Annotated in this window: 22 protein-coding genes; 15 read left to right on the top strand and 7 right to left on the bottom strand. The window is 48.8% G+C overall.

The annotated features are described in order from the left end of the window. Positions 1-115 precede the first annotated feature (115 nt). From gpsA to NP589_RS02135, 4 genes are read right to left on the bottom strand one after another with little or no spacing between them, the layout of a single operon-like run. Positions 116-1,117 carry an NAD(P)H-dependent glycerol-3-phosphate dehydrogenase gene (gene gpsA / locus NP589_RS02150; protein ID WP_256605473.1) on the bottom strand — a complete coding sequence of 334 codons (1,002 nt, stop codon included), beginning with the start codon at positions 1,115-1,117 and terminating at the stop codon, positions 116-118. Positions 1,118-1,122: 5 nt separating this feature from the next. Then, entirely contained in the window at positions 1,123-1,596 is a 474-nt protein-coding gene (secB, locus tag NP589_RS02145) for a protein-export chaperone SecB (protein WP_064009108.1), read from the bottom strand. 33 nt (positions 1,597-1,629) lie between these two features. Continuing rightward, a complete protein-coding gene (locus NP589_RS02140) occupies positions 1,630-2,064 on the bottom strand; it encodes a rhodanese-like domain-containing protein (RefSeq protein WP_064009109.1) in 435 nt (144 codons plus the stop codon). Positions 2,065-2,099: 35 nt separating this feature from the next. Further along, positions 2,100-2,411, bottom strand: a complete 312-nt coding sequence (locus NP589_RS02135; RefSeq protein WP_064036555.1) for an ArsR/SmtB family transcription factor — start codon at positions 2,409-2,411, stop codon at positions 2,100-2,102. 370 nt (positions 2,412-2,781) lie between these two features. Here NP589_RS02135 and NP589_RS02130 point away from each other — a divergent pair, with 370 nt between their 5' ends. Continuing rightward, positions 2,782-4,023, top strand: a complete 1,242-nt coding sequence (locus NP589_RS02130) for a murein hydrolase activator EnvC family protein (RefSeq protein ID WP_256605472.1) — start codon at positions 2,782-2,784, stop codon at positions 4,021-4,023. Positions 4,024-4,060: 37 nt separating this feature from the next. Beyond that, positions 4,061-5,425, top strand: a complete 1,365-nt coding sequence (locus NP589_RS02125; protein ID WP_064009111.1) for a S41 family peptidase — start codon at positions 4,061-4,063, stop codon at positions 5,423-5,425. 103 nt (positions 5,426-5,528) lie between these two features. Here the strand turns inward: NP589_RS02125 and NP589_RS02120 are convergent, their stop codons facing one another. Continuing rightward, the gene (locus NP589_RS02120) at positions 5,529-5,984 is read right to left on the bottom strand and encodes a DUF934 domain-containing protein (RefSeq protein WP_256605471.1); all 456 of its coding nucleotides are present in this window, start codon (positions 5,982-5,984) and stop codon (positions 5,529-5,531) included. Next, positions 5,971-7,623 carry a nitrite/sulfite reductase gene (locus NP589_RS02115; protein WP_256605470.1) on the bottom strand — a complete coding sequence of 551 codons (1,653 nt, stop codon included), beginning with the start codon at positions 7,621-7,623 and terminating at the stop codon, positions 5,971-5,973. Before NP589_RS02115 ends, NP589_RS02120 begins: the two co-directional genes overlap by 14 nt. A gap of 212 nt (positions 7,624-7,835) precedes the next feature. Between NP589_RS02115 and nhaD the strand changes: the two genes are divergently transcribed. The 3 genes from nhaD (at position 7,836) to rpmE (ending at position 11,185) form a co-directional block, all read left to right on the top strand. Further along, positions 7,836-9,143: a sodium:proton antiporter NhaD gene (gene nhaD, locus NP589_RS02110; RefSeq protein WP_256605543.1), complete on the top strand. Its 1,308-nt coding sequence runs from the start codon at positions 7,836-7,838 to the stop codon at positions 9,141-9,143. Positions 9,144-9,397: 254 nt separating this feature from the next. Further along, on the top strand, positions 9,398-10,789 hold the full coding sequence (locus tag NP589_RS02105) for an AmpG family muropeptide MFS transporter (RefSeq protein ID WP_256605469.1): 1,392 nt from the start codon (positions 9,398-9,400) through the stop codon (positions 10,787-10,789). Between the two features lie 195 nt (positions 10,790-10,984). After that, positions 10,985-11,185, top strand: coding sequence for a 50S ribosomal protein L31 (rpmE, locus tag NP589_RS02100; protein WP_081607938.1), 201 nt, complete (start codon positions 10,985-10,987; stop codon positions 11,183-11,185). A 72-nt stretch (positions 11,186-11,257) separates the two neighbouring features. Here the strand turns inward: rpmE and NP589_RS02095 are convergent, their stop codons facing one another. Continuing rightward, a complete protein-coding gene (locus NP589_RS02095; RefSeq protein ID WP_256605468.1) occupies positions 11,258-13,621 on the bottom strand; it encodes a penicillin-binding protein 1A in 2,364 nt (787 codons plus the stop codon). Between the two features lie 212 nt (positions 13,622-13,833). Here NP589_RS02095 and NP589_RS02090 point away from each other — a divergent pair, with 212 nt between their 5' ends. The 10 genes from NP589_RS02090 to xerC all read left to right on the top strand — a co-directional run bounded on the left by NP589_RS02090 (position 13,834) and on the right by xerC (position 22,820). Further along, a complete protein-coding gene (locus NP589_RS02090; protein WP_020483743.1) occupies positions 13,834-14,895 on the top strand; it encodes a pilus assembly protein PilM in 1,062 nt (353 codons plus the stop codon). Further along, positions 14,895-15,467, top strand: coding sequence for a PilN domain-containing protein (locus NP589_RS02085; RefSeq protein WP_020483742.1), 573 nt, complete (start codon positions 14,895-14,897; stop codon positions 15,465-15,467). The genes NP589_RS02090 and NP589_RS02085 overlap by 1 nt, the downstream gene beginning before the upstream one ends. Then, the gene (locus tag NP589_RS02080; protein ID WP_256605467.1) at positions 15,464-16,090 is read left to right on the top strand and encodes a type IV pilus inner membrane component PilO; all 627 of its coding nucleotides are present in this window, start codon (positions 15,464-15,466) and stop codon (positions 16,088-16,090) included. The genes NP589_RS02085 and NP589_RS02080 overlap by 4 nt, the downstream gene beginning before the upstream one ends. Beyond that, positions 16,087-16,644: a pilus assembly protein PilP gene (locus NP589_RS02075; RefSeq protein WP_256605466.1), complete on the top strand. Its 558-nt coding sequence runs from the start codon at positions 16,087-16,089 to the stop codon at positions 16,642-16,644. The genes NP589_RS02080 and NP589_RS02075 overlap by 4 nt, the downstream gene beginning before the upstream one ends. Positions 16,645-16,646: 2 nt before the next feature. Then, positions 16,647-18,884 carry a type IV pilus secretin PilQ gene (locus NP589_RS02070; RefSeq protein WP_256605465.1) on the top strand — a complete coding sequence of 746 codons (2,238 nt, stop codon included), beginning with the start codon at positions 16,647-16,649 and terminating at the stop codon, positions 18,882-18,884. Positions 18,885-19,025: 141 nt separating this feature from the next. After that, positions 19,026-19,151 carry an LPS translocon maturation chaperone LptM gene (gene lptM, locus NP589_RS02065; RefSeq protein ID WP_081607937.1) on the top strand — a complete coding sequence of 42 codons (126 nt, stop codon included), beginning with the start codon at positions 19,026-19,028 and terminating at the stop codon, positions 19,149-19,151. Positions 19,152-19,154: 3 nt separating this feature from the next. Next, positions 19,155-20,405: a diaminopimelate decarboxylase gene (gene lysA / locus NP589_RS02060; protein WP_256605464.1), complete on the top strand. Its 1,251-nt coding sequence runs from the start codon at positions 19,155-19,157 to the stop codon at positions 20,403-20,405. Between the two features lie 5 nt (positions 20,406-20,410). Then, positions 20,411-21,238, top strand: a complete 828-nt coding sequence (dapF, locus tag NP589_RS02055; protein WP_305890908.1) for a diaminopimelate epimerase — start codon at positions 20,411-20,413, stop codon at positions 21,236-21,238. Continuing rightward, positions 21,235-21,924 carry a DUF484 family protein gene (locus tag NP589_RS02050; protein ID WP_256605463.1) on the top strand — a complete coding sequence of 230 codons (690 nt, stop codon included), beginning with the start codon at positions 21,235-21,237 and terminating at the stop codon, positions 21,922-21,924. The genes dapF and NP589_RS02050 overlap by 4 nt, the downstream gene beginning before the upstream one ends. A gap of 5 nt (positions 21,925-21,929) precedes the next feature. After that, positions 21,930-22,820 carry a tyrosine recombinase XerC gene (xerC, locus tag NP589_RS02045; protein ID WP_256605541.1) on the top strand — a complete coding sequence of 297 codons (891 nt, stop codon included), beginning with the start codon at positions 21,930-21,932 and terminating at the stop codon, positions 22,818-22,820. The last annotated feature ends 15 nt before the right edge of the window (positions 22,821-22,835 follow it).

Raw genomic sequence — 22,835 nt, 5'->3', positions numbered from 1 at the left:
CTTGGATGACTTGCTGTAAAGCTGGTTTTGCTTGGCAAAAGATTGGTGATCAGCGGGTTATGGATAGTAGTTATAGAGCTACTTGGATTAATATCTTTGAATATTAAGGCAAGGCTTACAGGCTTTCAGGTTTTTGATCGCGCGTCAGCAGGTTTTGGACGGCTTGTTTGGGTGGGAGGTGTTCGAACAGGACCTTGTAGACTTGTTCGGTAATTGGCATTTCGACGCCGTATTTTTGCGATAGGCGGTGTGCTTCTCGAGCGGCCGAAACGCCTTCGACTTCCTGATTGATTTCGCTTAAAGCGTATTTTTGGTCCTTGCCTTGGCCTAATGCCAAGCCAAAGCGGCGGTTTCTGGATTGATTGTCGGTACAGGTCAAAATCAGGTCGCCGAGTCCGGCTAACCCCATGAATGTGTCGGCTTGGCCGCCAAGTTTAATGCCGAGTCGCATGATTTCGGTTAGGCCGCGAGTGATCAGTGCAGCCCGGGTATTGGCGCCAAAGCCAAGGCCGTCGGCTATGCCGGCTGCGATTGCCAAAACATTTTTGCAGGCTCCGCCTACCTGAACGCCAATAATATCGTTGCTGGTGTAGATCCTGAATCGTTGGTTGTGCAATCTTTCGCTGAGTTGGGCAGCGAAGCTTTCCGAGGTAGAGGCGATGGTGAGTGCGGTCGGTAGGTCGGCGGCTACTTCTTGGGCAAACGTAGGGCCGGAGAGTGCTGCGCTTTCGATATGCGCGCCCAATACTTGTGCCGCTACTTCGCTTAACAAGGCGCCGTCATGGCAATCGAAACCCTTAGTGGCCCAGGCAATTCGCGAGTCTGCTCTGAGCATTGGTTTGATTTGCGCCAATGAGTCTCTAAAGGCATGGCTGGGGACTGAAATAAGCAATACCGAACTGAAAGCCACGGCTTCCGTAAGATTGTCGGTGAATTGCAGATTTTCTGGAAAATGGATTCCCGGTAAATAGCGTTTATTTTCGCCGGTTTGCTTTAGTGCGGCTATATGTGTGGGATTATGGCCCCACAAAAGGGTATCGCAGCCATTTCTGGCTGCCTGCACCGCTAAAGCTGTTCCCCATGAGCCGGCGCCAAGAATACTGATTGATGGTGGCATCCAGCTTAATTTAGCGTTTTTGCTTCAGGTTCCTGTTCAGCTTGTGCTTGTTGCAGGTGCTGCATGTACAAGGCGTCGAAATTGACCGGGGCCAAGATTAACTGTGGAAAGCCGCCTTTATTGACAAGGTCGGAAATCACTTCTCTTGCATAGGGGAACAAGACATTGGGGCAAAAACTGCCTAACATTGGCCCCATTTCTTGTTCGCTGAAACCGGCTATCGAAAAAATCCCGGATTGATTTACTTCAACTAAATAAGCTGTGCTGTCGGCTATTTTTACAGTGACAGTTAATGTCAGGGAGACTTCGTACATCGAGTTTTCGATGGGTTGAACGTGTGTGCCGAGATTAAGATCCAGCGCGGGCTCCCATTTTTGGGTGAATATCTTTGGAGCGTTGGGGGTTTCAAAAGAGATGTCTTTGGTATAGATCTTTTGAATCGCGAATTGCTTTTCGCTGGATGCGTTGATTTCGGCCATGATGATTATTTGTTGGTGTTGGTTGATTAATCTTTAGTTTTTACTGCTGACTTTGATGGGGAGTTTGTTGTCTTCCCAGGATTGCATGCCGCCAGTCATATTAAAAACATTCTCAAATCCGGCCTTGGTCAGCGTTTTGCAAGCGGCTACCGAGCGAGCTCCGGTCTGGCAGGTAACGATCATAGGATGATTTTTATGCTTTTCCAAAGAGCCAATTTGTTCTTCTACTTTGCTTAATGGAATATTGATCGCATTTTCAATGTGGCTTTTGACGAATTCGTTGGTTTCGCGGACGTCAAGCACAACGACATCGTCGCTGTTCATTTTGGTTACGGCTATCAATGGAGAAATGCTTTCGTACTTATTGAATGAGTTCGCGAGCAAGTCCTGGATTAACAAGAAAATAACGCATACCAGCGAGAATGCTAGCAAATAGTGATTGGTGGCAAATTCTATATATTGGTCCATCGCGTTGGTTTATTTTAGTGGTTATGGAATGCTGTTTACGTGCCGCAAAAAACGCTGCGCATCATTTGAATCAGGTGTATTACACGCTCATCGTCGATAAAGTAGTAAACCCGATTGGCTTCTTTTTTGTAATCGAGAATGCCTTTGTCTCGCAGTATTGCCAGATGCTGGGAAATATTGCTTTGGCTCGTACCTACTTGCTCAACGATGTCTTGTACGCTGATCGAGTTATTACCGAGCACGCACAGGATTTTTAGGCGCAACGGATGAGACATCGCTTTCAAACAGCGCGCCGCCCGATTGATATCGTTATCGTCGTAGAGGATGGTATCGTTTTTGTCTTCCATTTAATAACGATGATCGTGGCAAAAGTTAAGAACAGTGAGCGAACAATGGCACTTTTCGAACAATGACGACATCCTTGTGCTGGTATAATGTCGCTATGGTGTAAGTGGGTTTAATTGCTTGCGCTAACGCAATAAAAGGTGAGCAAATCTAACAGAGTGGGCTTTATTGTTCAATACCCTCGGCTAGAGGCTTATGAAAAATAGCTCGGGGTTGCGCGGGTGGACTCGCTTTTTGATGAGGCCAAATTTTATCTTCCTTAACGCCTACAAATTTAATGTTTGGAGTCTGTAACAAATGGCCCGCCTATCAAAACCGTTACTGTTGCTACCCGTGGAAATGACTGGACGGTCATTGTTGGTTGCCTAGTCGATGCGTGTCGACAGCTATTTTTTGCTCACTTGGATTGCAATTGTCTGGGCTTTGCCCGCTAAGGGCGATGCCGTAAAAGCCCGCAGTTTGGTAGAGGTGCAATCGCAAATTCAGCAAGTTGGCGATGATGTGAAAAGTCTGGGCGCTGAAAAGTCTCGATTGTTAGAGCAGTTGCAAAAACTGGAGCGGCAATATGGGGAGCTTGCGAATAGTCTGCGAGCCATCAAGGCTGAAATCAGGCAGCAAGAACAGGCATTGCAGGAAGTTCGTAATAAAAGCGTTGCCACCCAAAAAGACATGCGTAGTCAGGAGAAGGAGCTTGAGGGGCTGATCAAGTCGGTTTATGCGATGGGCGGCGATAAGGAAGGTTTGAAGGTTATTCTCAACCAACACAATCCGGCAGTATCAAGCCGAATGTTGGTTTACTACGATTACATCAGTAAGGCCCGATTACAAAAGCTTCAGGCCATGGCCGAGGATTTCAAGGTTTTGCGGCAGTTGGAAGCGCAAAAGGACACGGAAACTCAGCTGTTGCAAGTGTCTCTCGAGAAGAAACAACAAGAAACCGAGGCGATGCAGGCGCTGAAAAAACAGCGAGAAACATTGCTTGCCAACATTCAGCAAGACTATGCATCGAAAAGTGTTCAGCTGGCTGGGTTGATGCATGACGAGAAAAAATTGCAGGCCTTGGTAGCATCATTACAGAAAACTGATGATAATGAAGCTCATGAGTCTGCGGTTGAGCCGGAGCGCGTTCTTGAGAAGCGCGAAAAGTCTACCGAACAACCCGAACCGCCTAAAAAATCCGAAGCCAACCCGGTTCGCGAACCGGTGGGCCTATCTTTTGCCGAGTTGCAAGGAAAGCTGCCTTGGCCGGTGCAAGGTGCGATAACTGATCGTTTCGGCAGTCGCCGCTACGAGACGACCTGGGACGGTGTGGTGATTAGCGCACGCGAAGGTGCCGATATTCATGCGGTTAACGCCGGTAGAGTCGTTTACGCCGATTGGTTGCGGGGTTATGGTTTGATGATCATTGTCGATCATGGTAAAGGTTATATGAGTTTGTATGCATTCAATCAAAGTTTGCATAAAAGCGTGGGAGAGCATGTTAGAACCGGCGAGACACTGGCTTCGGTTGGACGTAGCGGTGGGCGTGCGGATGCGGCGTTGTACTTCGGCATCAGGAAAAAAGGTCGGCCCATTGATCCCGAGCAATGGTGCCGTAAGCCGGCCAAGGGTTAATCATTTACAGGAACAGGTTGTTGGAGTTTTAAAACACATGCTAAAAAACAGAAATATTTTGATTTTATTGGTCGGTTTTATTTTGGGTGCGACGCTGAGTTTGTGTAGCAGCGTCCTGGCGGAAAAGGAAACGCCTGTTTCGACAAAGGTGGATGATTTACAGGCCTTGCCTTTCGATGAGTTGCGGACGTTTACCGAGATATTCGGGCGCATCAAACAGGATTATGTCGAGCCCGTATCCGACAAAAAGCTGTTGGAAGATGCGATTCGCGGCATGTTGTCCGGCCTGGATCCGCACTCGGCTTATCTGGCCAGCGAGGAATATAAAGAATTGCAAGAAGGCACGACCGGCCAGTTCGGTGGCTTGGGAATTGAAGTGGGCATGGAAAACGGCTTTGTAAAAGTCGTGTCGCCGATTGACGATACGCCCGCACAACGCGCCGGTATCAAGGCGGGCGATTTGATCGTGCGTCTCGATGACAAGCCGGTCAAGGGTATGACGTTGGCCGACGCGGTGAAAATCATGCGCGGCGAACCGGGTAGTGACATCGTGTTGACCGTCGTTCGCGAAGGCGAAGAGGCACCGCTGAAATTTACGTTGACTCGTGACATCATCAAAGTCAAAAGCGTTAAAAACAAACTGCTGGAAAAAAATTACGGTTACCTGAGAATCAGTAGCTTCCAATCCGGTACCGGTCAAGGCTTGCTGGATGCGGTTGACGAACTGAAAAAAGAAAACGAAGGTCCGTTGAAAGGCATTGTGTTGGATTTGCGTAATAACCCCGGTGGTGTACTGAATGCTGCTGTCGATGTGAGTGATGCGTTCATTGAATCCGGCTTGATCGTGTACACCGAAGGCAGAATCAAAAACTCAGAAATGCGTTTTAGTGCAACGCCAGACGATATTATTAACGGTGCGCCGATTGTGGTGTTGATTAATGGCGGTTCGGCCTCGGCATCGGAAATTGTTGCCGGTGCGTTGCAGGATCACAAACGAGCCATCATCATGGGTGAGAAGTCTTTCGGTAAGGGCTCGGTGCAAACCATTCTGCCAACCAGTAACGGTGCGGCGGTCAAGCTGACTACGGCCCGCTACTTTACCCCTTCCGGTCGCTCCATTCAGGCCCAGGGTATCGAACCCGATGTGACTTTAGCGAGAGTGAAACTGGAGTCATTAGACAAAGCCAAGATCGAGTCGATTAAAGAAGCTGATCTGACTCATCACTTGACTAACGGTAACGCCAAGCCAGAGAAAAAATCCGAAGAAGAGGATAAGGACGATGCGAAAGATCAGTCTGAAAAGGACGGCGATACCAATGAATCTTCAGAGGCGGAAATTCGCGATTATCCTTTGCATGAAGCGTTGAATCTGCTGAAAGGTATCAGCATCATGAGAAAGTAACCTAAAAGTATTAGGCAAAGAAAAACCCGCTTGATGATATCCGTCAAGCGGGTTTTTTATTGTTTGGCGTTTGAAATTTTCGGGTGTTTCGCTATGTTTTGTCTTAGTTTGTAGATGCCTGATAGCGTACCGAGAAATTGTTCATGGCTGCGAGAGCTTCTTGGATATGGTTTGGGTCGGAAAACTCAAATGCATTCACGCCTACTCGCGCTAAATAAAATACTTGGTCCGGCAGGTAATCGCCAACAGCTCTAATTTCCCCTTGATAAGCGTCGCGGCTTCGTAACAAGCGGGCTTGCGAAAAAAGCCTGCCGTCGCCGAATATCGGAAAATTAAGCTCGATTACGGCAATTTTGCTCAGATCGTCAGCAAGCTGTTCAGTTTGGTCGCTGGGGTTGAGGCGCACACCAGCTTGGCCGGAACGTTTGAGCAATTGTTCTTTATCGGCCAGCCAGCGGACTAATGTTACGGTGATGTCGCCGATTTCCGGCAGCGGGCTGTCGTCGGTAATAAAAGTCCAGGTATTTTCTACCAACTGTCGATCTTTAATGATTTGCATAAACTCTTTCTTTAAATGGTTCCAGGCCAACGCGTTTGACGGTTTCTAAGAAGGTTTCGTCTTCAAGTCGTTGTTTGATATAGACGTCTAAAATAGTAGTGATGGTGGCGGTAATTTGGTCCTTGGGAACCGACGGGCCTAAGCGTTCGCCTATTGCTGCTTCGTTTTCCGATGAGCCCCCCAAGGTGATTTGATACCATTCCTCGCCATGCTTATCGACGCCGAGAATGCCGATATGGCCGACACTTTGATGGGCGCAGCCGTTCATGCAGCCGGACATATTGATTTTAATGTCGCCGATGTCGTGGATGTAATCCAGGTCATCCAGTGCTTCGTTTATTTCTTTCGCTACGCCGATCGATCCAGCATTGGCGAGCGAGCAAAAATCCAGGCCGGGGCAGCAGATCATGTCGGTGACGGTGCCAATATTGGGGGTAGCCAATTTGATTGAGTCTAGCTGTTGCCATACTGTAAACAGATCCGCTTGTTTCACATCTGCCAACACCAAATTTTGCCGATGTGTGCTTCTGATTTCGCCAAAGCTGTATTGGTCAGCCAGATCGGCCACCGCTTCTAATTGCTTATCGGTCATGTCACCGGGTGGCGAGTCGGGCGCCTTTAATGACAAGTAAACGCCGCGATAGCCGGCGATTTTATGCTCGACGGTATTGTATTTGACCCATTTTGCAAAAGAGGCGTCAGCGGATAAATGCGCCTCGAAGGAGCTGTCATTGCTTGCCGACGAATCGTAAGTCGGGGGTGCAAACTGCGCTTTCATCTCTTCTATGCGCTCATTGCTCAGCAGCATTTCATCCTTAATGCGGAGCCATTCCTTTTCGACCATGGCGGTAAATTTCTCCAGGCCGGTTTCCTTCACCAAGATTTTGATGCGCGCTTTATATTTATTGTCGCGTCTGCCGAACAGGTTGTAGACCCTTAAAATCGCTTCCAAATACGACAGCAGATGTTGTTTTTCCAGGAAGGGTCTAACAGTTTGACCAATGATGGGCGTTCTGCCTAGGCCGCCGCCGGCCAGGATTCTAAAACCGATTTCGCCCGCTTCGTTTTTTACCAGATACACACCAATGTCGTGGAACTGCACGGCTGCGCGGTCATGCGTGGCGCCGCTAACGGCGATCTTGAATTTGCGCGGTAAAAAGGCAAATTCCGGATGCAGTGTCGTCCATTGGCGAATAATCTCGCAATAGGGGCGCGGATCTTCGATTTCGTCTTTGCAAATGCCGGCCAAGTGGTCGGACGAGGTGTTCCTCAGGCAGTTGCCGCTGGTTTGTATCGCATGCATTTGCACCGTTGCCAGTTCGGCAAGCAAGTCGGGTACCCGGTTAAGCTCCGGCCAGTTGTATTGCACGTTTTGCCGAGTTGTGAAGTGGCAATAGCCATGATCGTAGTCACGGGCTACCGATGCCAGCTTACGTAATTGCTTGGAGGAGAGTAGCCCGTAAGGCACTGCGACACGGAGCATGGGTGCATGGGTTTGCACATACAAGCCGTTCATCAGGCGTAAGGCTCTGAATTGGTCCGGGCCGAGTTCGCCGCTTAAAAAGCGTTGGGTTTGACCGCGGAACTCATTAACGCGCTCTTCGATAAGTGTTTGATCTTGCTTGTTATATTGATACATTTAAAGGCGATGCTTGGTTTACATACTATTTTCCTAGGTATCTGAATAATATACTGGCCGGGATTAAATGACAAAGAATATTGTATGGTGATAACATGCCCGGTTAGTTTTTTCCGCTTTCAATAATGACTAAAACATAGAGGATAAAGGGGGCTATCTTGTTGCGCTTACTGTTAATTTTGGCCGGCTTGCTGTTTTTGCCGGAAATCGCCATGGCTGAAGAGTTTCACAATCTTGGCTTAACCGGAACCGAGCGGGGGATATACACCGTTCTGATTTTCCTGGTGGCTTATGGGTTTGTGATGGCCGAAGAATTTACGCATTTGCGTAAATCCAAACCGGTTATTTTTGCTGCGGCCGTTATCTGGGGGCATGTGGCGATATTGGCTCAGGAAGCTGGTGTCTCCGGTGAAGAGCTGCATAAGGCTTTTGAGCATGACTTAAAAGAATATGCTGAATTGATGTTGTTTTTGCTGGTGGCAATGACCTATATCAATACCATGGCCGAGCGAAACGTTTTCGAAGCCTTGCGTTCTTGGTTGATTAGAAAACAGTTTGGCTACAAACAGCTATTTTGGATCACAGGTATCATTACATTTTTTCTGTCGGCGGTTGCTGATAACCTGACTTCCGCATTGTTGGTCGGTGCTGTGGTGATGGCAGTTGGCGCGGACAATGAAAAATTTGTGTCGGTCGGCTTTGTTAACTTGGTGATCGCGGCCAATGCGGGTGGCGCATTTTGCCCGTTCGGAGATATTACCACTCTGATGGTTTGGCAAGCTGGTTATGCTGAATTCTTCGATTTCTTCAAGCTGTTTATACCTTCAGTTGTGAACTTCGTGGTGCCGGCGTTCTTCATGGCGCAAGCAGTTCCAAATGGTCAGCCTCTGGCAACGAATGAGGCAGTCGTGGAATTGAAGCCCGGCGGCTGGGTGGTTTGCGGTCTGTTCGGTGTTACCATCGGCTTGGCCGTCAGCTTTAAACAATTTCTGCATTTGCCGCCGTTCATGGGCATGATGGCAGGGTTGTCTATTTTGATGTTGTTCATTTATTACATAAAGGTTCGCTTCCCTTCAGCCGATGCTGTGCATCTTGATGTATTTGACCGCGTGAAAGAAGCCGAGTGGGATACCTTGTTGTTCTTCTTTGGTGTGGTCTTCGCGGTAGGCGGTTTGGGTTATATCGGTTATCTGGAGTTGTTGTCCGGTGCAATGTATGACGGCTTGGGTCAAACCACCGCCAACATCCTGGTGGGTATCATTTCTGCGGTGGTGGATAACATTCCGGTGATGTTCGCGGTACTGAACATGAATCTGGATATGGATTTGTATCAATGGTTGCTGGTTACCTTGACTGCCGGTGTGGGTGGTTCATTGTTCTCTGTAGGTTCTGCCGCTGGTGTGGCTTTAATGGGGCAATCCAATCACAAATACACTTTCTTCAGTCACTTGAAATGGACGCCGGTTATCGCTGCTGGTTATGCAGCGAGTATCGTTACCCATTATTTAATCAACGGTTAATTCGTCGATTTTGATAAAACTGCAATAAAATCAGGGAAAGCGCGTGACAAAGACTGTCAAAGTTGGCGTAGCGCTTTCTTTATTCACACTCAGCGCATTGCGCTGAGTGTGTTTTTCTCACCTTTCCCGCCGGTATTTCTCTCTCTCTTGTGTAAACGACCTTGTCGGTCTGGCTGATGAGAAGGTTTCTCTATCCGTCGTCGGCTATTTCAGTTTGGTGGGCGTAGCTTACTCGTTTGAAGTATTATTGCTGCATGACCACACCAACGCATGGCAACTCTTCTGTGGCTGACAAGCCGTCGCTGGAAACCCAGTCTGTAACCGCGACCAACCCCGCCGCTCGCCGCAAACGTTCCGCGCTGGAGGTGATGCGTGAGCTTAAGCAGCCCAAGGTCGCTGTTATGCTGGCGCTGGGCTTTGCCTCGGGCCTGCCCTTCCTGCTGACAGCCAACACTTTTGGTTACTGGCTGCGGGACGATGGCACTAGCCTGGTCGCCATTGGGTTCATCTCCTGGGTTGGCTTCGCCTACGCTTTCAAAGTCTACTGGTCGCCGCTGGTGGACCATATCGATGTGCCGCTGTTGGGTCGTTTGGGGCGGCGTCGTGGTTGGATGCTACTGTGCCAGATTCTGGTCACTAGTGGGTTGCTGGGCATGGCTACTGTCGGGACGGCGGGCGGGCTGGCGGCCATTGGTGCTTTCGCCTTGTTGACGGCCTTCGCATCAGCCACTCAGGACATCGCCATCGACGCTTGGCGCATCGAATCGGCTTCCGACACCGACGAAGTAGGTTTGCTGACTTCGGCGGCGCAGGTCGGATACCGTGTCGCCCTGATCATTACCGACGCCTTGATCATCGCGGCCGCGGCCCGTATCGGGTGGAGCATGTCCTACACTGCCATGGCGGTGTTGATGGCGCTTTGCATCATAGCAACCTTGTTCGCCTCTGAGCCGGCCCGCGCCGAGGTGGTGCGGCACCAGAAGTCTCCGCTATGGACCTTGCGCGGCCTCGCTGACGCGATCATCGGTCCGTTCATCGACTTCTTCGCCAACCACAAGTTGACCGGACTACTTATGCTGCTGATGGTGGCGCTCTATCGCCTTCCCGACTTTGTGATGGGGCCAATGTATAACCCGTACTATCACGACCTGGGGCTCTCCAAGGATACGGTGGCCTGGGTGCGCGGCTCATTCGGGCTGGTTGCCACTTTTTTCGGTATTGCCGCTGCTGGTCTCAGTGCGGTTCGACTCGGTCTGTTGCCGACACTGATCGCGGGGCTTGTGTTCGAGGGGTGTGGCACGGCGGCATTCGCCTTGCTTAGCGTCAACGCTGACACGGCAATTTTCGCCGCAGTCATGACGCTCGATGCTTTTGCTCAGTCCTTCGCTGGCGTCGCTCTGGTAATCTATATGTCGAGCCTGACCAGTCTGGGCTATACCGCTACTCAATACGCCATGCTGTCGTCAACCTACGCCTTGCTTGGCAAATTTCTGAAAGGATTCTCCGGGATTGCCGTTGAAACGCTCACGCCGATCTACGGGCTGCTCGGGGCCTATGCCACCGCGTTTGTGGCCACTGGCCTGACTGCGGTTCCGCCCCTGCTGTTATTGCTGCTGCTTTGGCGTGTGCAGAATATTAAGCGATAGCTCTGATCTTTACCTATTCTGAGCTCATTGGTCTAGCGGCAGTGATTTTATTGGTGTTGTTGATGAGGATGACCGATCATAGTGATACTGTCGAATGCTAAGTGAATAGCCAAAGTTGTTGCAGATCGCCTTGCGAGATCGTATCATAAGCAGTTCTCTATCAAGTATGTAGCCCGGAACGGGTATGTGAGCGCTATGAAACCAGAAATACATCCAGAATATAAACAAATTACCGTAACTTGCGGGTGCGGCAATACTTTTCAAACCGGTTCTGTGCTGGCTTCTGATTTACACATTGAGGTGTGTTCTTCTTGCCATCCGTTTTATACCGGTAAACAACGCGTCGTTGATACGTCGGGTCGTGTTGATAAATTCCGTAAAAAATTCGGGAAATAAAGGTTTTTCGAGAAGTTTTGTTCGGCCGTCGATCAATTGGCGGCCAGATTCTTCCTAGTTATACAAAGCCCTTCAAAATAACGCTTCTTCCGCAAAAATTTCATCCTCTGCGGGTTCTTCAGATTTTGGTGTCGATTTTGCCGTCGGTACCGTTTCTTCGCTGAAATATTCCCAAATACCTCCTCTCACTTCCTGATCCAACTGCAGCCCGTCCGCCGGATTGATGTAGGCTTGGATTATCCCGCTTGGCTGCGTTAATGGCTTTTCCGGGAAGTTTTGCTGTACGGCCTTCATGAATTTAATCCACATCGGTAAGGCCGCTTTGCCGCCAGTCTCGCCGTGACCAAGCGGTAACGAATTATCGAAGCCTATCCATGCAGAGGCCACTATATCCGTAGCAAAACCGTTAAACCAAGCGTCTCTTTGTTCATTCGTGGTGCCTGTTTTGCCGGCCAAATCGTTACGGCCCAATTGTTTGGCCTGGGTTGCCGTCCCGCGTTGTACAACATCTCGCAGCAAGCTGTTTGCCAGGAAATTGATTTTTGCTGAAATAGCGCGCGGCGCGCGGTTCGGTGGAGGCGGATCTTGGTCGGGGCAATCGGCGCATGCCAGTGGTGGGTTTGCCTGAAACAACAAGTTGCCTTTGTGATCTTCAATGCGTTCGATGAGATAGGGTTTTACCAAAAATCCGCCGTTGGCAAATACCGCATAGGCGGATGCCATGCGCAAGGGAGAGGCGTAGCCGCTACCCAAGGCCAGGGACAGCGTGCCGGGTAATTGTTCTTTATCGAAACCAAAGCGCATGGCCGTGTCTATTGCCTGCGGTACACCGATTTCCTGCAGCAAGCGCACTGAGACCAGATTGATCGATTCGCGTAATGCAACTCTTAACGACGTCGGGCCCAGAAAACGGCGGCTATAGTTTTCCGGGCGCCAATCGTTTTCTTGCGAGGGATCCTCGATCACGATGGGTGCGTCATTAATGATGCTGGCTGCGGTGAAGCCCTTTTCCAATGCGGCGGTATAAATAACTGGTTTGAATCCCGAGCCAGGTTGACGTTTGGACTGCGTAGCCCTGTTATATTTGCTGTGATAAAAATCAAAGCCGCCGCATAACGCCAAAATCGCGCCATTGTTGGGATTAAGCGCTACAAAAGCAGCTTCCGCATTCGGAATTTGCGTGAGTGCCCATTCATCTTTTGCTAGTTGTCTAACCCAGATGATGTCGTTCGGTTTAAGAAAAGCCTTGCCGGTGCCGATATTTTTTTCAGGGTAAGGTTTTGCCCATTCAATATTTTTCCAGGTGATGTTGATCTGCGTGTTGTCATGCAGTTTTGCGGTCACACCGGAATCGGCTACTGCTGTTATTAGGGCTTGCCGGGTATCTCCAACAACACTGTCGGTAAGTTGAATGCCATTTTTTTGCACATTCTTGTGGGGAAAGCCGCGATAGCCGTGGCGCTCGTCATATTCGTGCAGTGTTTTTTGCAAAGCGTCTTCTGCTGCTAACTGAAATTGGCTAGGGACGGTGGTGAAAATTTTCAAACCCAAGGTATAGGCTGTCTCGCCATATATGGACATGACTTCTTGCCTAACCATTTCCGCAATGTATGGCGCCTGTAGCTCGACATTTATCGGCTGAATCTCCGCGTTATCGACTGCTTGCACGGCAATTTCGTAGTCGTGTTGGCTTATGTAGTTTAGATCCAGCATTCGGCGCAATACGTAATTCCGCCGCTCTATGGCGCGCTGAGGATTGGCTATCGGATTGTAAATGGATGGCGCTTTCGGTAGGCCGGCAATCATCGCTTGCTGCTGAAGGGTGAGCTCGGAAATATCTTTACCGTAATAGGTTTGCGCGGCTGCTGCTACGCCATAGGCACGTTGGCCCATGTAAATTTTGTTTAAATAAAGATCCATAATCTGATCTTTGGAATATTGTCGCTCAATTTTCAGAGCAAGAATGATTTCCTTGAGCTTGCGCAAGTAGGTTCTTTCGTTGCTAAGCAGGAAATTACGGGCGACTTGCATCGTGATGGTACTGCCGCCTTGCCGCTTCTTGCCGGTAAGCGCTAATTGGCTCACCGCACGCAACAGGCCTTTGAAATCGACGCCGTTATGTTTATAAAAACGATCATCTTCCGCCGCGATGAAAGCCTTGATCAATTGCGGTGGCACTTGCGCGATGTCGGTCGGGATTCTGCGCTTCTCGCCAAACTGAGCTATCAGCAGCTTATCTTGGCTGTAGATATTCAATGGCATTTGATATTGAACGTGTTGTAACTGGTCTATATCCGGCAGTTCTTTGTCGAGTTCGAGCAGGAAAAAATAAACAGCAATCAGAAATGTGCCGATAAAAGCCAACGAGCAGAAGGTCAGCCACTTAAAAAGTGTCTTGATCAGAGATTTGGGTTTGGGGGCTTTCTTAATGGGCACTGAAATTCAAACGCACTGCTAAAATACAAATTGCCGGTCAAAATAAACCCTTTTGATATTGGGAACAACCTAAAGTTACTTGTAAAGTGGTTTATCTAAGAGGATGAAAATAAAAAAATCTACTATACTTCAGGCCCATGTGGGTTCTGCAAGCCTCGTCTGAGCATGCTTGAGCCAAATTCAATCATATTCGATCTAAAAAGGGTTCATTCATGAGCTGGTTGAGCAGGAATCCGTCGGCTGTGCTGGGTGTGGATATTAGTACAGCTGCGGTTAAATTGTTGGAATTGAGCCGGGTCGGTGCTCGTTACCGGGTAGAAAGTTACTCGGTGGCCCCCTTACCTCAGGATGCGATAGTCGATAAGAACATCACCAATATAGAGCAAATCGGCGCGGTAATAAAAGCGGCGGTAAAGCAATCCGGTACTCGGGCAAAACAGGCGAGCGTTGCGGTTGCGGGTTCATCGGTGATGACCAAGATTATTTCGATGCCTGCCTCATTGTCCGATAGGGACATGGAAGAGCAAATCATGGTGGAGGCCGATCAGTACATTCCTTATTCGCTGGACGAAGTCAATCTCGACTTCGAAGTTCAGGGTATCACCAAAAATAATCCGGATATGGTCGATGTGTTGCTGGCGGCTTCTCGGCGGGAAAACATTGAGGACAGGGTGGCCGCGCTGGCCTATGCCGGCCTGAAGGCGGTTGTCGTCGATGTGGAAGCTTTTGCGATGGAAAATGCGTTTTCCTTGTTGGCTGATCAGTTGCCGGAAGGCGCCGGCAATATGACTGTCGCAATTGCCGACATCGGTGCAACCATGACATCTCTGAACATTCTGCATGAAGGTAAAACAGTTTATACCCGGGAGCAGGGTTTTGGCGGAAAACAGCTAACCGAAGAGATTCAGCGCCGCTACGGCCTGTCTTATGAAGAAGCTGGTTTAGCTAAAAAACACGGCGGCTTACCGGACAATTACGTAACCGATGTGCTGGAACCCTTCAAAAAAGCCATGTTGCAGCAAATCGCCAGATCGTTGCAATTCTTCGTTTCCTCCAGCGCCAATCGCGGCGTCGATGCGTTGGTACTGGCCGGTGGTTGCGCATCAATCGCGGGTTTGGACAAATTGGTGGAACGCGATCTGGGCATCCCGTCTTACATTGCCAATCCGTTCATCAACATGGCGCTTTCTAATCGGGTCAAACCGCAAAGTCTGAGTAACGATACGCCAGCGATGATGATAGCGTGCGGTTTAGCGTTAAGGAGTTTTGATTAATGGCAAGAATTAATTTACTCCCTTGGCGAGAAGAGCTGCGTAAAAAAAAGCAGCAGGATTTTGTGGCGGGTATCGGTGCCGGTATTTTGGTGACAGCACTGATTTTGGTCGTAGTGTTTATGTATATCGAAGGAATTAAAGAATATCAGACCCGCAGAAACACGCTTTTGCAAAACGAAATAGCCATCTTGGATAAGCGAATTCAAGAAATCAAGGAAATTGAAGACAAGAAAAATAGGTTATTGACCAAAATTGAAGTAATCCAAAAGTTGCAGGAAAGCCGGCCGGAGGTAGTGCATTTATTCGATGAATTGGCCAAAACCACGCCGGATGGTATTTACCTGACGAAATTTGCCCAAGCCGGGTCGGTTTTGACTTTGGATGGGAAGGCGGAATCGAATGCGCGAGTGTCTGCATACATGCGGGCTATCGATAACTCGCCTTGGATGAATACCTCCGTACTGACTGTAATCAAAGGTGAAGGCAAAAAAGACGGCCAGATGAACGACTTCACGATGACTGCCAAGCAAGGTAAGAAGACCGATAAGCCTCAACCAGGAGCCGTCAAATGAATTTGTCTGAAATAAATTGGGACATCAATTCGGCGGGTAGCTGGCCGACCCCGCTAAAAATCATCGTCATACTTGTTTTTTCGGTATTAACAGCGGCGGCTGGAGTGTACTTTATTACGGTGCCGCAGCTGGATGAATTGGATGTGCTTGAAAAACAAGAGGAGAGTTTGAAAAGTGCGTTTGAAGTTAAGCAGAAAAAGGCTGTCAACCTCCAGGATTACCGCGACCAGCTGGATCAAATCGAAGCGTCGCTAGGCGAGATGCTGAAGCAAATGCCCACCAAAGCTGAAGTGGCCAGCTTGTTGGTTGATATTTCCCAAACCGGTTTGGCAAGTGGTCTGGAGTTTAAATTGTTTCAACCCAGCACCGAAATTAACAGAGAGTTTTATTCTGAATTGCCAATTGGCATCCATGTTGTCGGGAAGTATGAAGAATTGGGATTGTTTGTCAGTGGTTTGGCTTCGCTACCCAGGATTGTGACGGTGCACGATGTGGTGATGACGCCGATGGGTAAAGAAGGCAAAGATGGTATGAGCATGACTGCAACCATAAAAACCTATAACGAGGGTGAATCAGCGCAAGCCGCTGGCGGACCGGCGGCCAAGAAAAGGAGAGGGCAATGAGGTGCGCTGGTGTGAAAGTGTTTTCGATCCTGCCTGCATTGACTGTGCTTTTGGTCGGTATGACGGGTTGCGGCAGCGACGATGTCAGCGATCTGACCAAGTACATTCAAGACGTAAAAGCACGTCCCAAGGCAGCTATCGAACCCTTGCCTGAAATTAAAGTGGTTGAGTCGTTTATATTCAAACCCGATGGTTTACGGGACCCGTTTAGGTCGATTGAAAGAAAGGATGACGACAGCAATATCGATGTCTCCGGTATAAACGGTATCAAGCCTGATATAGAACGCCGGAAGGAAGAGCTGGAAGCGTATCCGCTGGACAGTCTGCGCATGGTTGGAACTTTGCGCAATGACAAAGGCTATTGGGGTTTGGTAAGAGCTAGGGATGGCACTATCCACCGAGTCCAGGTTGGGCACCATATGGGGCAAAATTACGGCAAGATACTGCGTATTCTTGACGACAAAATAGAGCTAATGGAAATCGTACCTGATAAGCCGGGCACTTGGCGCGAACAACAGTCTTCACTAGCATTGGCCGATGAAAAAGGGTTATAGAAATGAGTACTAAACAAAATAAAAACGGATGGAAAGCGGCCGGCTTCGGTTTCTGGTGTTCAGTGTTGCTGGGTTGTTTTATGCACGTTGCGGTGGTGCGCGCCGATGACGGAGCAATAAACAACTTAGAGTTTTCCACCTTGGCCGGAAACCAAGTGCAGGTGCAATTGGAAATGGATGGGCCAATAGTGACGCCAAAAATTTTTCAGACCGATAACCCTTCCAGAATTGCGTTGGACTTTGCCGGCGTAAAAAGTAATTTGGCAAAAAAGAGCTTTCCTATCAATCAAGGTGCCGCTGGTACTGTGTATGTGGTGGAGGCGTCGGGGCGTACGCGGGTTATTATTAACTTGATAGAAAAAGTACCTTACGAAACCAAAATCGAGGGTAATAAGTTTTATGTGGTTTTGAAGTCTAGTGGGACCGTTGCGGCGGTAAACCGAGCAGTACAGCAAACGCCCGCCGCCAAGGACTCGGTGATTAGTAAGTTTTTACCGGAACAAAACATAAAAAGTATTGATTTTCGTCGCGGCCCCAACGGTGAGGGACGCTTGTTGCTGGGTTTATCAGCGGCGAATACGGTCGTGGATGCTAAGCAAAATGCCGGTAAAGTGGTATTAAGCTTTCTAAATACCAGGTTGCCCGATTCTTTAGTCAAGAGTTTCGATGTGTCGGACTTTGCGACACCAGTGCAAAAAATTGAAGCCTCTCCAAGAGGTGATAGCGTCAACATTGTCATAACACCTAACAACGGTAATTACGATTACTCGTCCTATCAGTCCGATAACTTGCTGACTGTTGAGTTTCGGCCTCTGACACCGGCGGAAAAGGAAGCGCAGCAAAAAGAAAAATTCCCGTATATAGGCAACAAATTGTCATTGAATTTTCAAGACATTGAAGTGCGCTCTGTCCTGCAAATTCTAGCCGACTTTACCGAGCTCAATATCATTGCCGCCGATTCGGTGGCGGGCAACGTTACGCTCAGATTGAACGATGTACCTTGGGACCAGGCTTTGGAATTGATTTTAAAATCCAAAGGTTTGGCAAAAAGACAGAACGGCAATGTAGTGATGGTGGCTCCGGTTGCCGAGATCATGAAAATAGAGCAGGAAGAACTGGATTCGAAAAAAATATTCGAAGAGTTGGAGCCGTTAAAAACCGAAAATATTCAGATCAATTACGCTAAAGCAGGGGAAATTTGCGGTGTATTGATGGGGGTGGGTAATAACTCGCAAGGCGGCCAATCAGGAGCGGGGGCGAGCAGTGGCGGCGGTGGTTGCGGAGGTGGCGGTGGCTCCGTTGCATCGCAACAGGCCGGAGCTGGGCAGAATAGTCAAGGTGGCGGGTCAGCAAGTATGCGGTTGCTATCGCCACGCGGTACGGCGATTGTCGATGCCAGGACTAATACCCTGATTGTCAAGGATACGGCAAAGGCTATGGAAGATGTACGCAGAATGATCAAGCTATTGGACGTGCCTGTACGCCAAGTATTGATCGAATCGCGGATCGTAATAGCGGATACCTCGTTTGCGCAGAATTTAGGTACCAAGTTTGGTGTGGCGCATAAAACCGACATAAATAGCGGAACGCAATACGGAATGACGGCCAGTGGCGCCGAAACCAGCGAAAATTCGCAAATTCTGTCGGATTTGGGATCCGCATTGGCGGCCTCCAGTGGCGGAGCCTTGGCCTTAACTCTGGCGCGCGGCGCGGATTATCTTTTGAATCTTGAGATCAGTGCGCTGCAGGATGATGGTAAAGGCGAGTTGGTATCCAATCCGCGGGTAATGACCAGCGACATGGTGCAAGCCTCTATCAAACAAGGTGTGCAGATTCCTTATCAAACTCAAAGTCAGTCGACTGGCCCGGTAACGGAATTGGTCGATGCGGTGCTGGAGTTGAATGTTACGCCGCAGATTACCCCGAGCGGTAGCGTAATCATGTTGCTCGACATTAAAAAAGATTCGCCGGGAACACCGTTGGCAACAGGTGGTAATGCCACGGTACCAATCGATACTCGGCAGTTGAAAACCAAAGTTCAAGTTGAAGATGGCGAAACGGTGGTGTTGGGTGGTATTTACGAGTCAACCGTTCAGGAATCGTTTAATACCGTGCCCTGGGTGTCGGATTTGCCGGTGATAGGCTGGATGTTCAAGAAAAGTGTAAAAAACGATACCAAAAAAGAGTTATTGGTGTTTATCACGCCTAAAGTGGTGAAAGAGTCTATGACGGCAAAGTAAGTCGTCGTTTCACCAATTGGCAAAAAGGGGCTTCATGCCCCTTTTTTTGTGGCTTATCGCGATGGGGCGGCTACCTTGCGTTCGTTCTTTTAAGGCGTCGGCTATGCTATATTCCCTGTTCACCAGACAATCGTTACAAATATGACGACAAACAATATTTTAACTCTAGTTCTTTGGGCTCTGTTGTTGCAGGCCTGCGGCCAAACCGGCCCGTTATATATGCCGGATAGCCCGCCGCCAATTTACGTACCCAAACAAGATAAATAAGCCATGGATTTTTTTAATTATCGGCAACACGAGCTGTTTGCCGAAAGCATTCCTGTTGACGAAATTGCCGAAAACTACGGCACCCCGTGCTATGTCTACTCGCGAAATACCTTGGAAAGACACTGGCAAGCCTTCGATCAAGGCTTTGCCGGTCACCCTCATCTCATTTGTTATGCCGTAAAAGCAAATTCAAATATCGCTATTCTCAATCTATTAGCTCGGCTGGGATCTGGGTTCGACATCGTGTCGCTTGGTGAAATGCAACGCGTGTTAACCGCGGGCGGGAGTCCGGACAAAATTGTGTTTTCCGGGGTCGGTAAACGCGAAGATGAAATCCTGGCGGCGCTGAAAATAGGTATACGCTGTTTTAACGTGGAAGTCAGCGGCGAACTTGATCGAATCAACCGATTGGCCGGTGAGTTGGGCGTTGTCGCTCCCGTGTCCTTTCGGGTCAATCCGGATGTTGATGCCAAGACGCATCCTTATATTTCCACCGGTTTGAAAGAGAATAAATTCGGGATCGATATCAAGCAAGCCATTCATGAATACCGGCGTGCTGCACAGATGCCTAATATCGAAATCGTCGGTATCGATTGTCATATTGGCTCCCAATTGACGGAAACGGTACCGTTTCTGGATGCGTTGGATAGGGTGTTGGCATTGGTCGATGAACTGCAAGAGGAAGGTATTGAATTGCACCACCTCGATTTAGGTGGTGGCCTGGGTATTTGTTATCGCGATGAGCATCCCCCGCAACCTTCTGAGTATATTTCAGCTTTGCTGCAACGTTTGGCGGGGCGGAGTTTTGAAATTCTATTGGAGCCGGGGCGTGCAATCGTTGGTAATGCCGGAATATTGCTAACCAGAGTGGAATACCTTAAGCCAACAGACAATAAAAACTTTGCCATTGTTGACGCGGCAATGAATGATCTAGTCAGGCCGGCTTTATACGGGGCGTGGCAGGAAATTATTCCAGCTAATGGGGATAGTGATCAGGCCGAGTTGGATTGGGATATTGTCGGTCCAGTTTGCGAGACGGGTGACTTTCTAGGGAAAGCTCGGTCATTAAAGCTGAAACAAGGCGATTTGTTGGCGGTTCGCTCAGCGGGCGCCTACGGATTTACGATGAGTTCAAACTATAACTCGAGGCCGCGCGCGGCGGAAGTAATGGTCGATGGCGATAAAGCGTATCTTATTCGAGCCCGAGAAACGCTGGAGCAGTTGTGGGTTGGCGAGCAGCTTTTACCTGAGTAGTTATGATGATCAATTTCACCAAAATGCAGGGGCTGGGCAATGATTTTGTCGTGATCGACGCTATAAATCAGCAAATACAATTGACTGCCGAACAGATTCGATTTTTGGCGAACCGCCATTTTGGCGTGGGCTGCGATCAATTGTTATTGGTGGAAAAGCCGATCAGCGCCAATGCGGAATTTAAATACCGAATCTTTAATGCTGACGGTAGCGAGGTTGCGCAGTGTGGGAACGGTGCGCGTTGCTTTGCGCGCTTTGTGCGCGACAAAGGCTTAAGCAATAAAGACGAAATTACTGTTGATACTGACGCGAGACAACTGACGCTTCGATTCGATGAGGGAGGTTTGATCACCGTTGAAATGGGCGTCCCCGCACTTGAGCCAAAGCAAATACCGCTGAAGGTTTCCGAGCGGTCCAAGTTATATACAGTGAAGTTGGCGGAAATTGAAATCGAATTCGCAGCGGTATCTATGGGCAATCCTCATGCGGTTATCCGGGTCGATGATGTGGCAAATGCACCTGTTTCATCTGTCGGGGCACAACTAGAGCGTCATGAGCTGTTTCCAGAACGAGCTAATATTGGTTTTATGCAAATTGTTAATCGCCGGCAAATCAAATTGCGAGTTTACGAGCGCGGTGCGGCCGAAACTCTGGCTTGTGGTAGCGGGGCGTGCGCTGCTGTTGTCGCGGGTATCGAGCAAGGTTTGTTGGATCAGAATGTTCAGGTTCAATTGCCTGGCGGCGAATTAATTATTAGTTGGACTGGTAGCGGTCATCCTGTGTTAATGACGGGAGCGGCTGCCACGGTATTCGAGGGACAAATAAAGTTATGAGCAGTGAACCAAAAGACTTATTGACCGAAGCCCATGTCACGGCTTATTTGCAAGACCATCCTGAGTTTTTCCAGAATCACCTGGATTTGCTGGAGAAGATGCATATACCTCACCCCAGCGGAAATGCGATATCGCTAATCTCCAAACAACTGGAAATTTTTCGGGCGAAGCACCAGGAGCAAGAAAATCAACTAACCGCATTGATTGATATTGCTCGGGAAAATGACGCATCCTTCAATCGCATGCATGAGTTGACGCTAGCTATGCTGGAAGCAAATTCTTTGGAGGATGCTGTCGCTAATTTAAGTGAGGTGTTAGCTGAATGTTTTTTCACTGATTTCGTGTCCATTAAAATCATTAGAGAGCAACCGCTATCGCCGATCAGTAATCTATTTGTCGGGGCGGATGATGCTAATTTGAAGCATTTTTCCAATGAATTAGCGACAAACCAGCCGAAATGCGGTCGGCCTACCTTGGCGCAAGCTAGGTTTTTGTTCGGGGATGTGGCTGCGGAAGTCCGTTCGGCCGCAATCATACCCATGGTGTTTACGCAGCTTGATGGGTTGTTGGCAATCGGCAGCCGCGATGAATCGCGATTTCACTATAGTATGGGCAGTATATTTCTTACCCAGATGAGCGAGATTATCGGGACGCGTTTTATTTCATTACTACAGCAAATGGATTGAATATCATGCATGCCGAAGCGGATGACTCCTTGCAGCTGTATTTTTGTTATCTAGTTTCGGAAAAGCGTGTTGCCGACCATACGTCGACGAATTACCAGCGGGATTTAAAGCGTTTTCAAAGTTTTTGCAATGTGCAAGAGCTTGGGCTTTGGCAGCAAGTTCAAGATCGCGATGTGCGGAACTATATTGCCGGGCGCCATAAAAACGGGATAGGAAGCAAGACGATTCAGCGCGAACTTGCGGCGCTACGCAGTTTTTATCGATTTTTGCTCAAAACTAACCAAGTGGCGCATAACCCTGCTCAGCATGTGCAGGCACCTAAAGTATCAAAAAGGCTTCCTCATGTGTTGGATGTCGATCAGATGATGGGGATGTTAAATGCGATGCCAGATTCGGTTTTGGAAATCCGCGACTTGGCGATGTTTGAATTGTTTTATTCCTCAGGTTTGCGACTTAGCGAGTTGGTAATGCTTGATTTGTCGGACATCGATTTTAGCGAAGGCTTTTTGAGAGTGCGCTTTGGTAAAGGCGGCAAGCAAAGACAATTGCCTATCGGTAAGAAGGCTCTTGAGGCGCTTAAGGTTTGGTTGGCAAATAGGCCTGGTTCAGGGCAAGCAGTGTTCGTTTCTCTACAGGGCTGTCGCTTGTCACAAAGAAGTGTGCAACTTAGATTGGATCGTTGGGGTAAAAAAAACGGGATAGCCGAACACCTTCACCCGCATATGCTAAGACATTCGTTCGCAAGCCACTTGCTGGAAGCCAGTAAGGATATTAGGGCAGTGCAAGAGTTATTAGGGCATAGCAATATTTCGACGACGCAGATATACACGCATTTGGATTTTCAGCACTTAGCGGCTGTATATGATCAAGCACATCCACGCTCGCGGAAAGTTTGAAAGAAATATGCCCGG

The sequence above is a fragment of the Methylomonas rosea genome (assembly GCF_024505055.1).
Lineage (GTDB): Bacteria > Pseudomonadota > Gammaproteobacteria > Methylococcales > Methylomonadaceae > Methylomonas > Methylomonas rosea.
Note: the sequence above shows the minus strand (reverse complement) of the source record. Positions and strands in the feature narration are given on the sequence as shown.

Bases quoted from the DNA above. Each gene is read 5' to 3' on its own strand.
- gpsA (WP_256605473.1), bottom strand. From the start codon at position 1,117: ATGCCACCATCAATCAGTATTCTTGGCGCCGGCTCATGGGGAACAGCT.
- secB (WP_064009108.1), bottom strand. From the start codon at position 1,596: ATGGCCGAAATCAACGCATCCAGCGAAAAGCAATTCGCGATTCAAAAG.
- NP589_RS02140 (WP_064009109.1), bottom strand. From the start codon at position 2,064: ATGGACCAATATATAGAATTTGCCACCAATCACTATTTGCTAGCATTC.
- NP589_RS02135 (WP_064036555.1), bottom strand. From the start codon at position 2,411: ATGGAAGACAAAAACGATACCATCCTCTACGACGATAACGATATCAAT.
- NP589_RS02130 (WP_256605472.1), top strand. From the start codon at position 2,782: ATGCGTGTCGACAGCTATTTTTTGCTCACTTGGATTGCAATTGTCTGG.
- NP589_RS02125 (WP_064009111.1), top strand. From the start codon at position 4,061: ATGCTAAAAAACAGAAATATTTTGATTTTATTGGTCGGTTTTATTTTG.
- NP589_RS02120 (WP_256605471.1), bottom strand. From the start codon at position 5,984: ATGCAAATCATTAAAGATCGACAGTTGGTAGAAAATACCTGGACTTTT.
- NP589_RS02115 (WP_256605470.1), bottom strand. From the start codon at position 7,623: ATGTATCAATATAACAAGCAAGATCAAACACTTATCGAAGAGCGCGTT.
- nhaD (WP_256605543.1), top strand. From the start codon at position 7,836: ATGGCTGAAGAGTTTCACAATCTTGGCTTAACCGGAACCGAGCGGGGG.
- NP589_RS02105 (WP_256605469.1), top strand. From the start codon at position 9,398: ATGACCACACCAACGCATGGCAACTCTTCTGTGGCTGACAAGCCGTCG.
- rpmE (WP_081607938.1), top strand. From the start codon at position 10,985: ATGAAACCAGAAATACATCCAGAATATAAACAAATTACCGTAACTTGC.
- NP589_RS02090 (WP_020483743.1), top strand. From the start codon at position 13,834: ATGAGCTGGTTGAGCAGGAATCCGTCGGCTGTGCTGGGTGTGGATATT.
- NP589_RS02085 (WP_020483742.1), top strand. From the start codon at position 14,895: ATGGCAAGAATTAATTTACTCCCTTGGCGAGAAGAGCTGCGTAAAAAA.
- NP589_RS02080 (WP_256605467.1), top strand. From the start codon at position 15,464: ATGAATTTGTCTGAAATAAATTGGGACATCAATTCGGCGGGTAGCTGG.
- NP589_RS02075 (WP_256605466.1), top strand. From the start codon at position 16,087: ATGAGGTGCGCTGGTGTGAAAGTGTTTTCGATCCTGCCTGCATTGACT.
- NP589_RS02070 (WP_256605465.1), top strand. From the start codon at position 16,647: ATGAGTACTAAACAAAATAAAAACGGATGGAAAGCGGCCGGCTTCGGT.
- lptM (WP_081607937.1), top strand. From the start codon at position 19,026: ATGACGACAAACAATATTTTAACTCTAGTTCTTTGGGCTCTGTTGTTG.
- lysA (WP_256605464.1), top strand. From the start codon at position 19,155: ATGGATTTTTTTAATTATCGGCAACACGAGCTGTTTGCCGAAAGCATT.
- dapF (WP_305890908.1), top strand. From the start codon at position 20,411: ATGATCAATTTCACCAAAATGCAGGGGCTGGGCAATGATTTTGTCGTG.
- NP589_RS02050 (WP_256605463.1), top strand. From the start codon at position 21,235: ATGAGCAGTGAACCAAAAGACTTATTGACCGAAGCCCATGTCACGGCT.
- xerC (WP_256605541.1), top strand. From the start codon at position 21,930: ATGCATGCCGAAGCGGATGACTCCTTGCAGCTGTATTTTTGTTATCTA.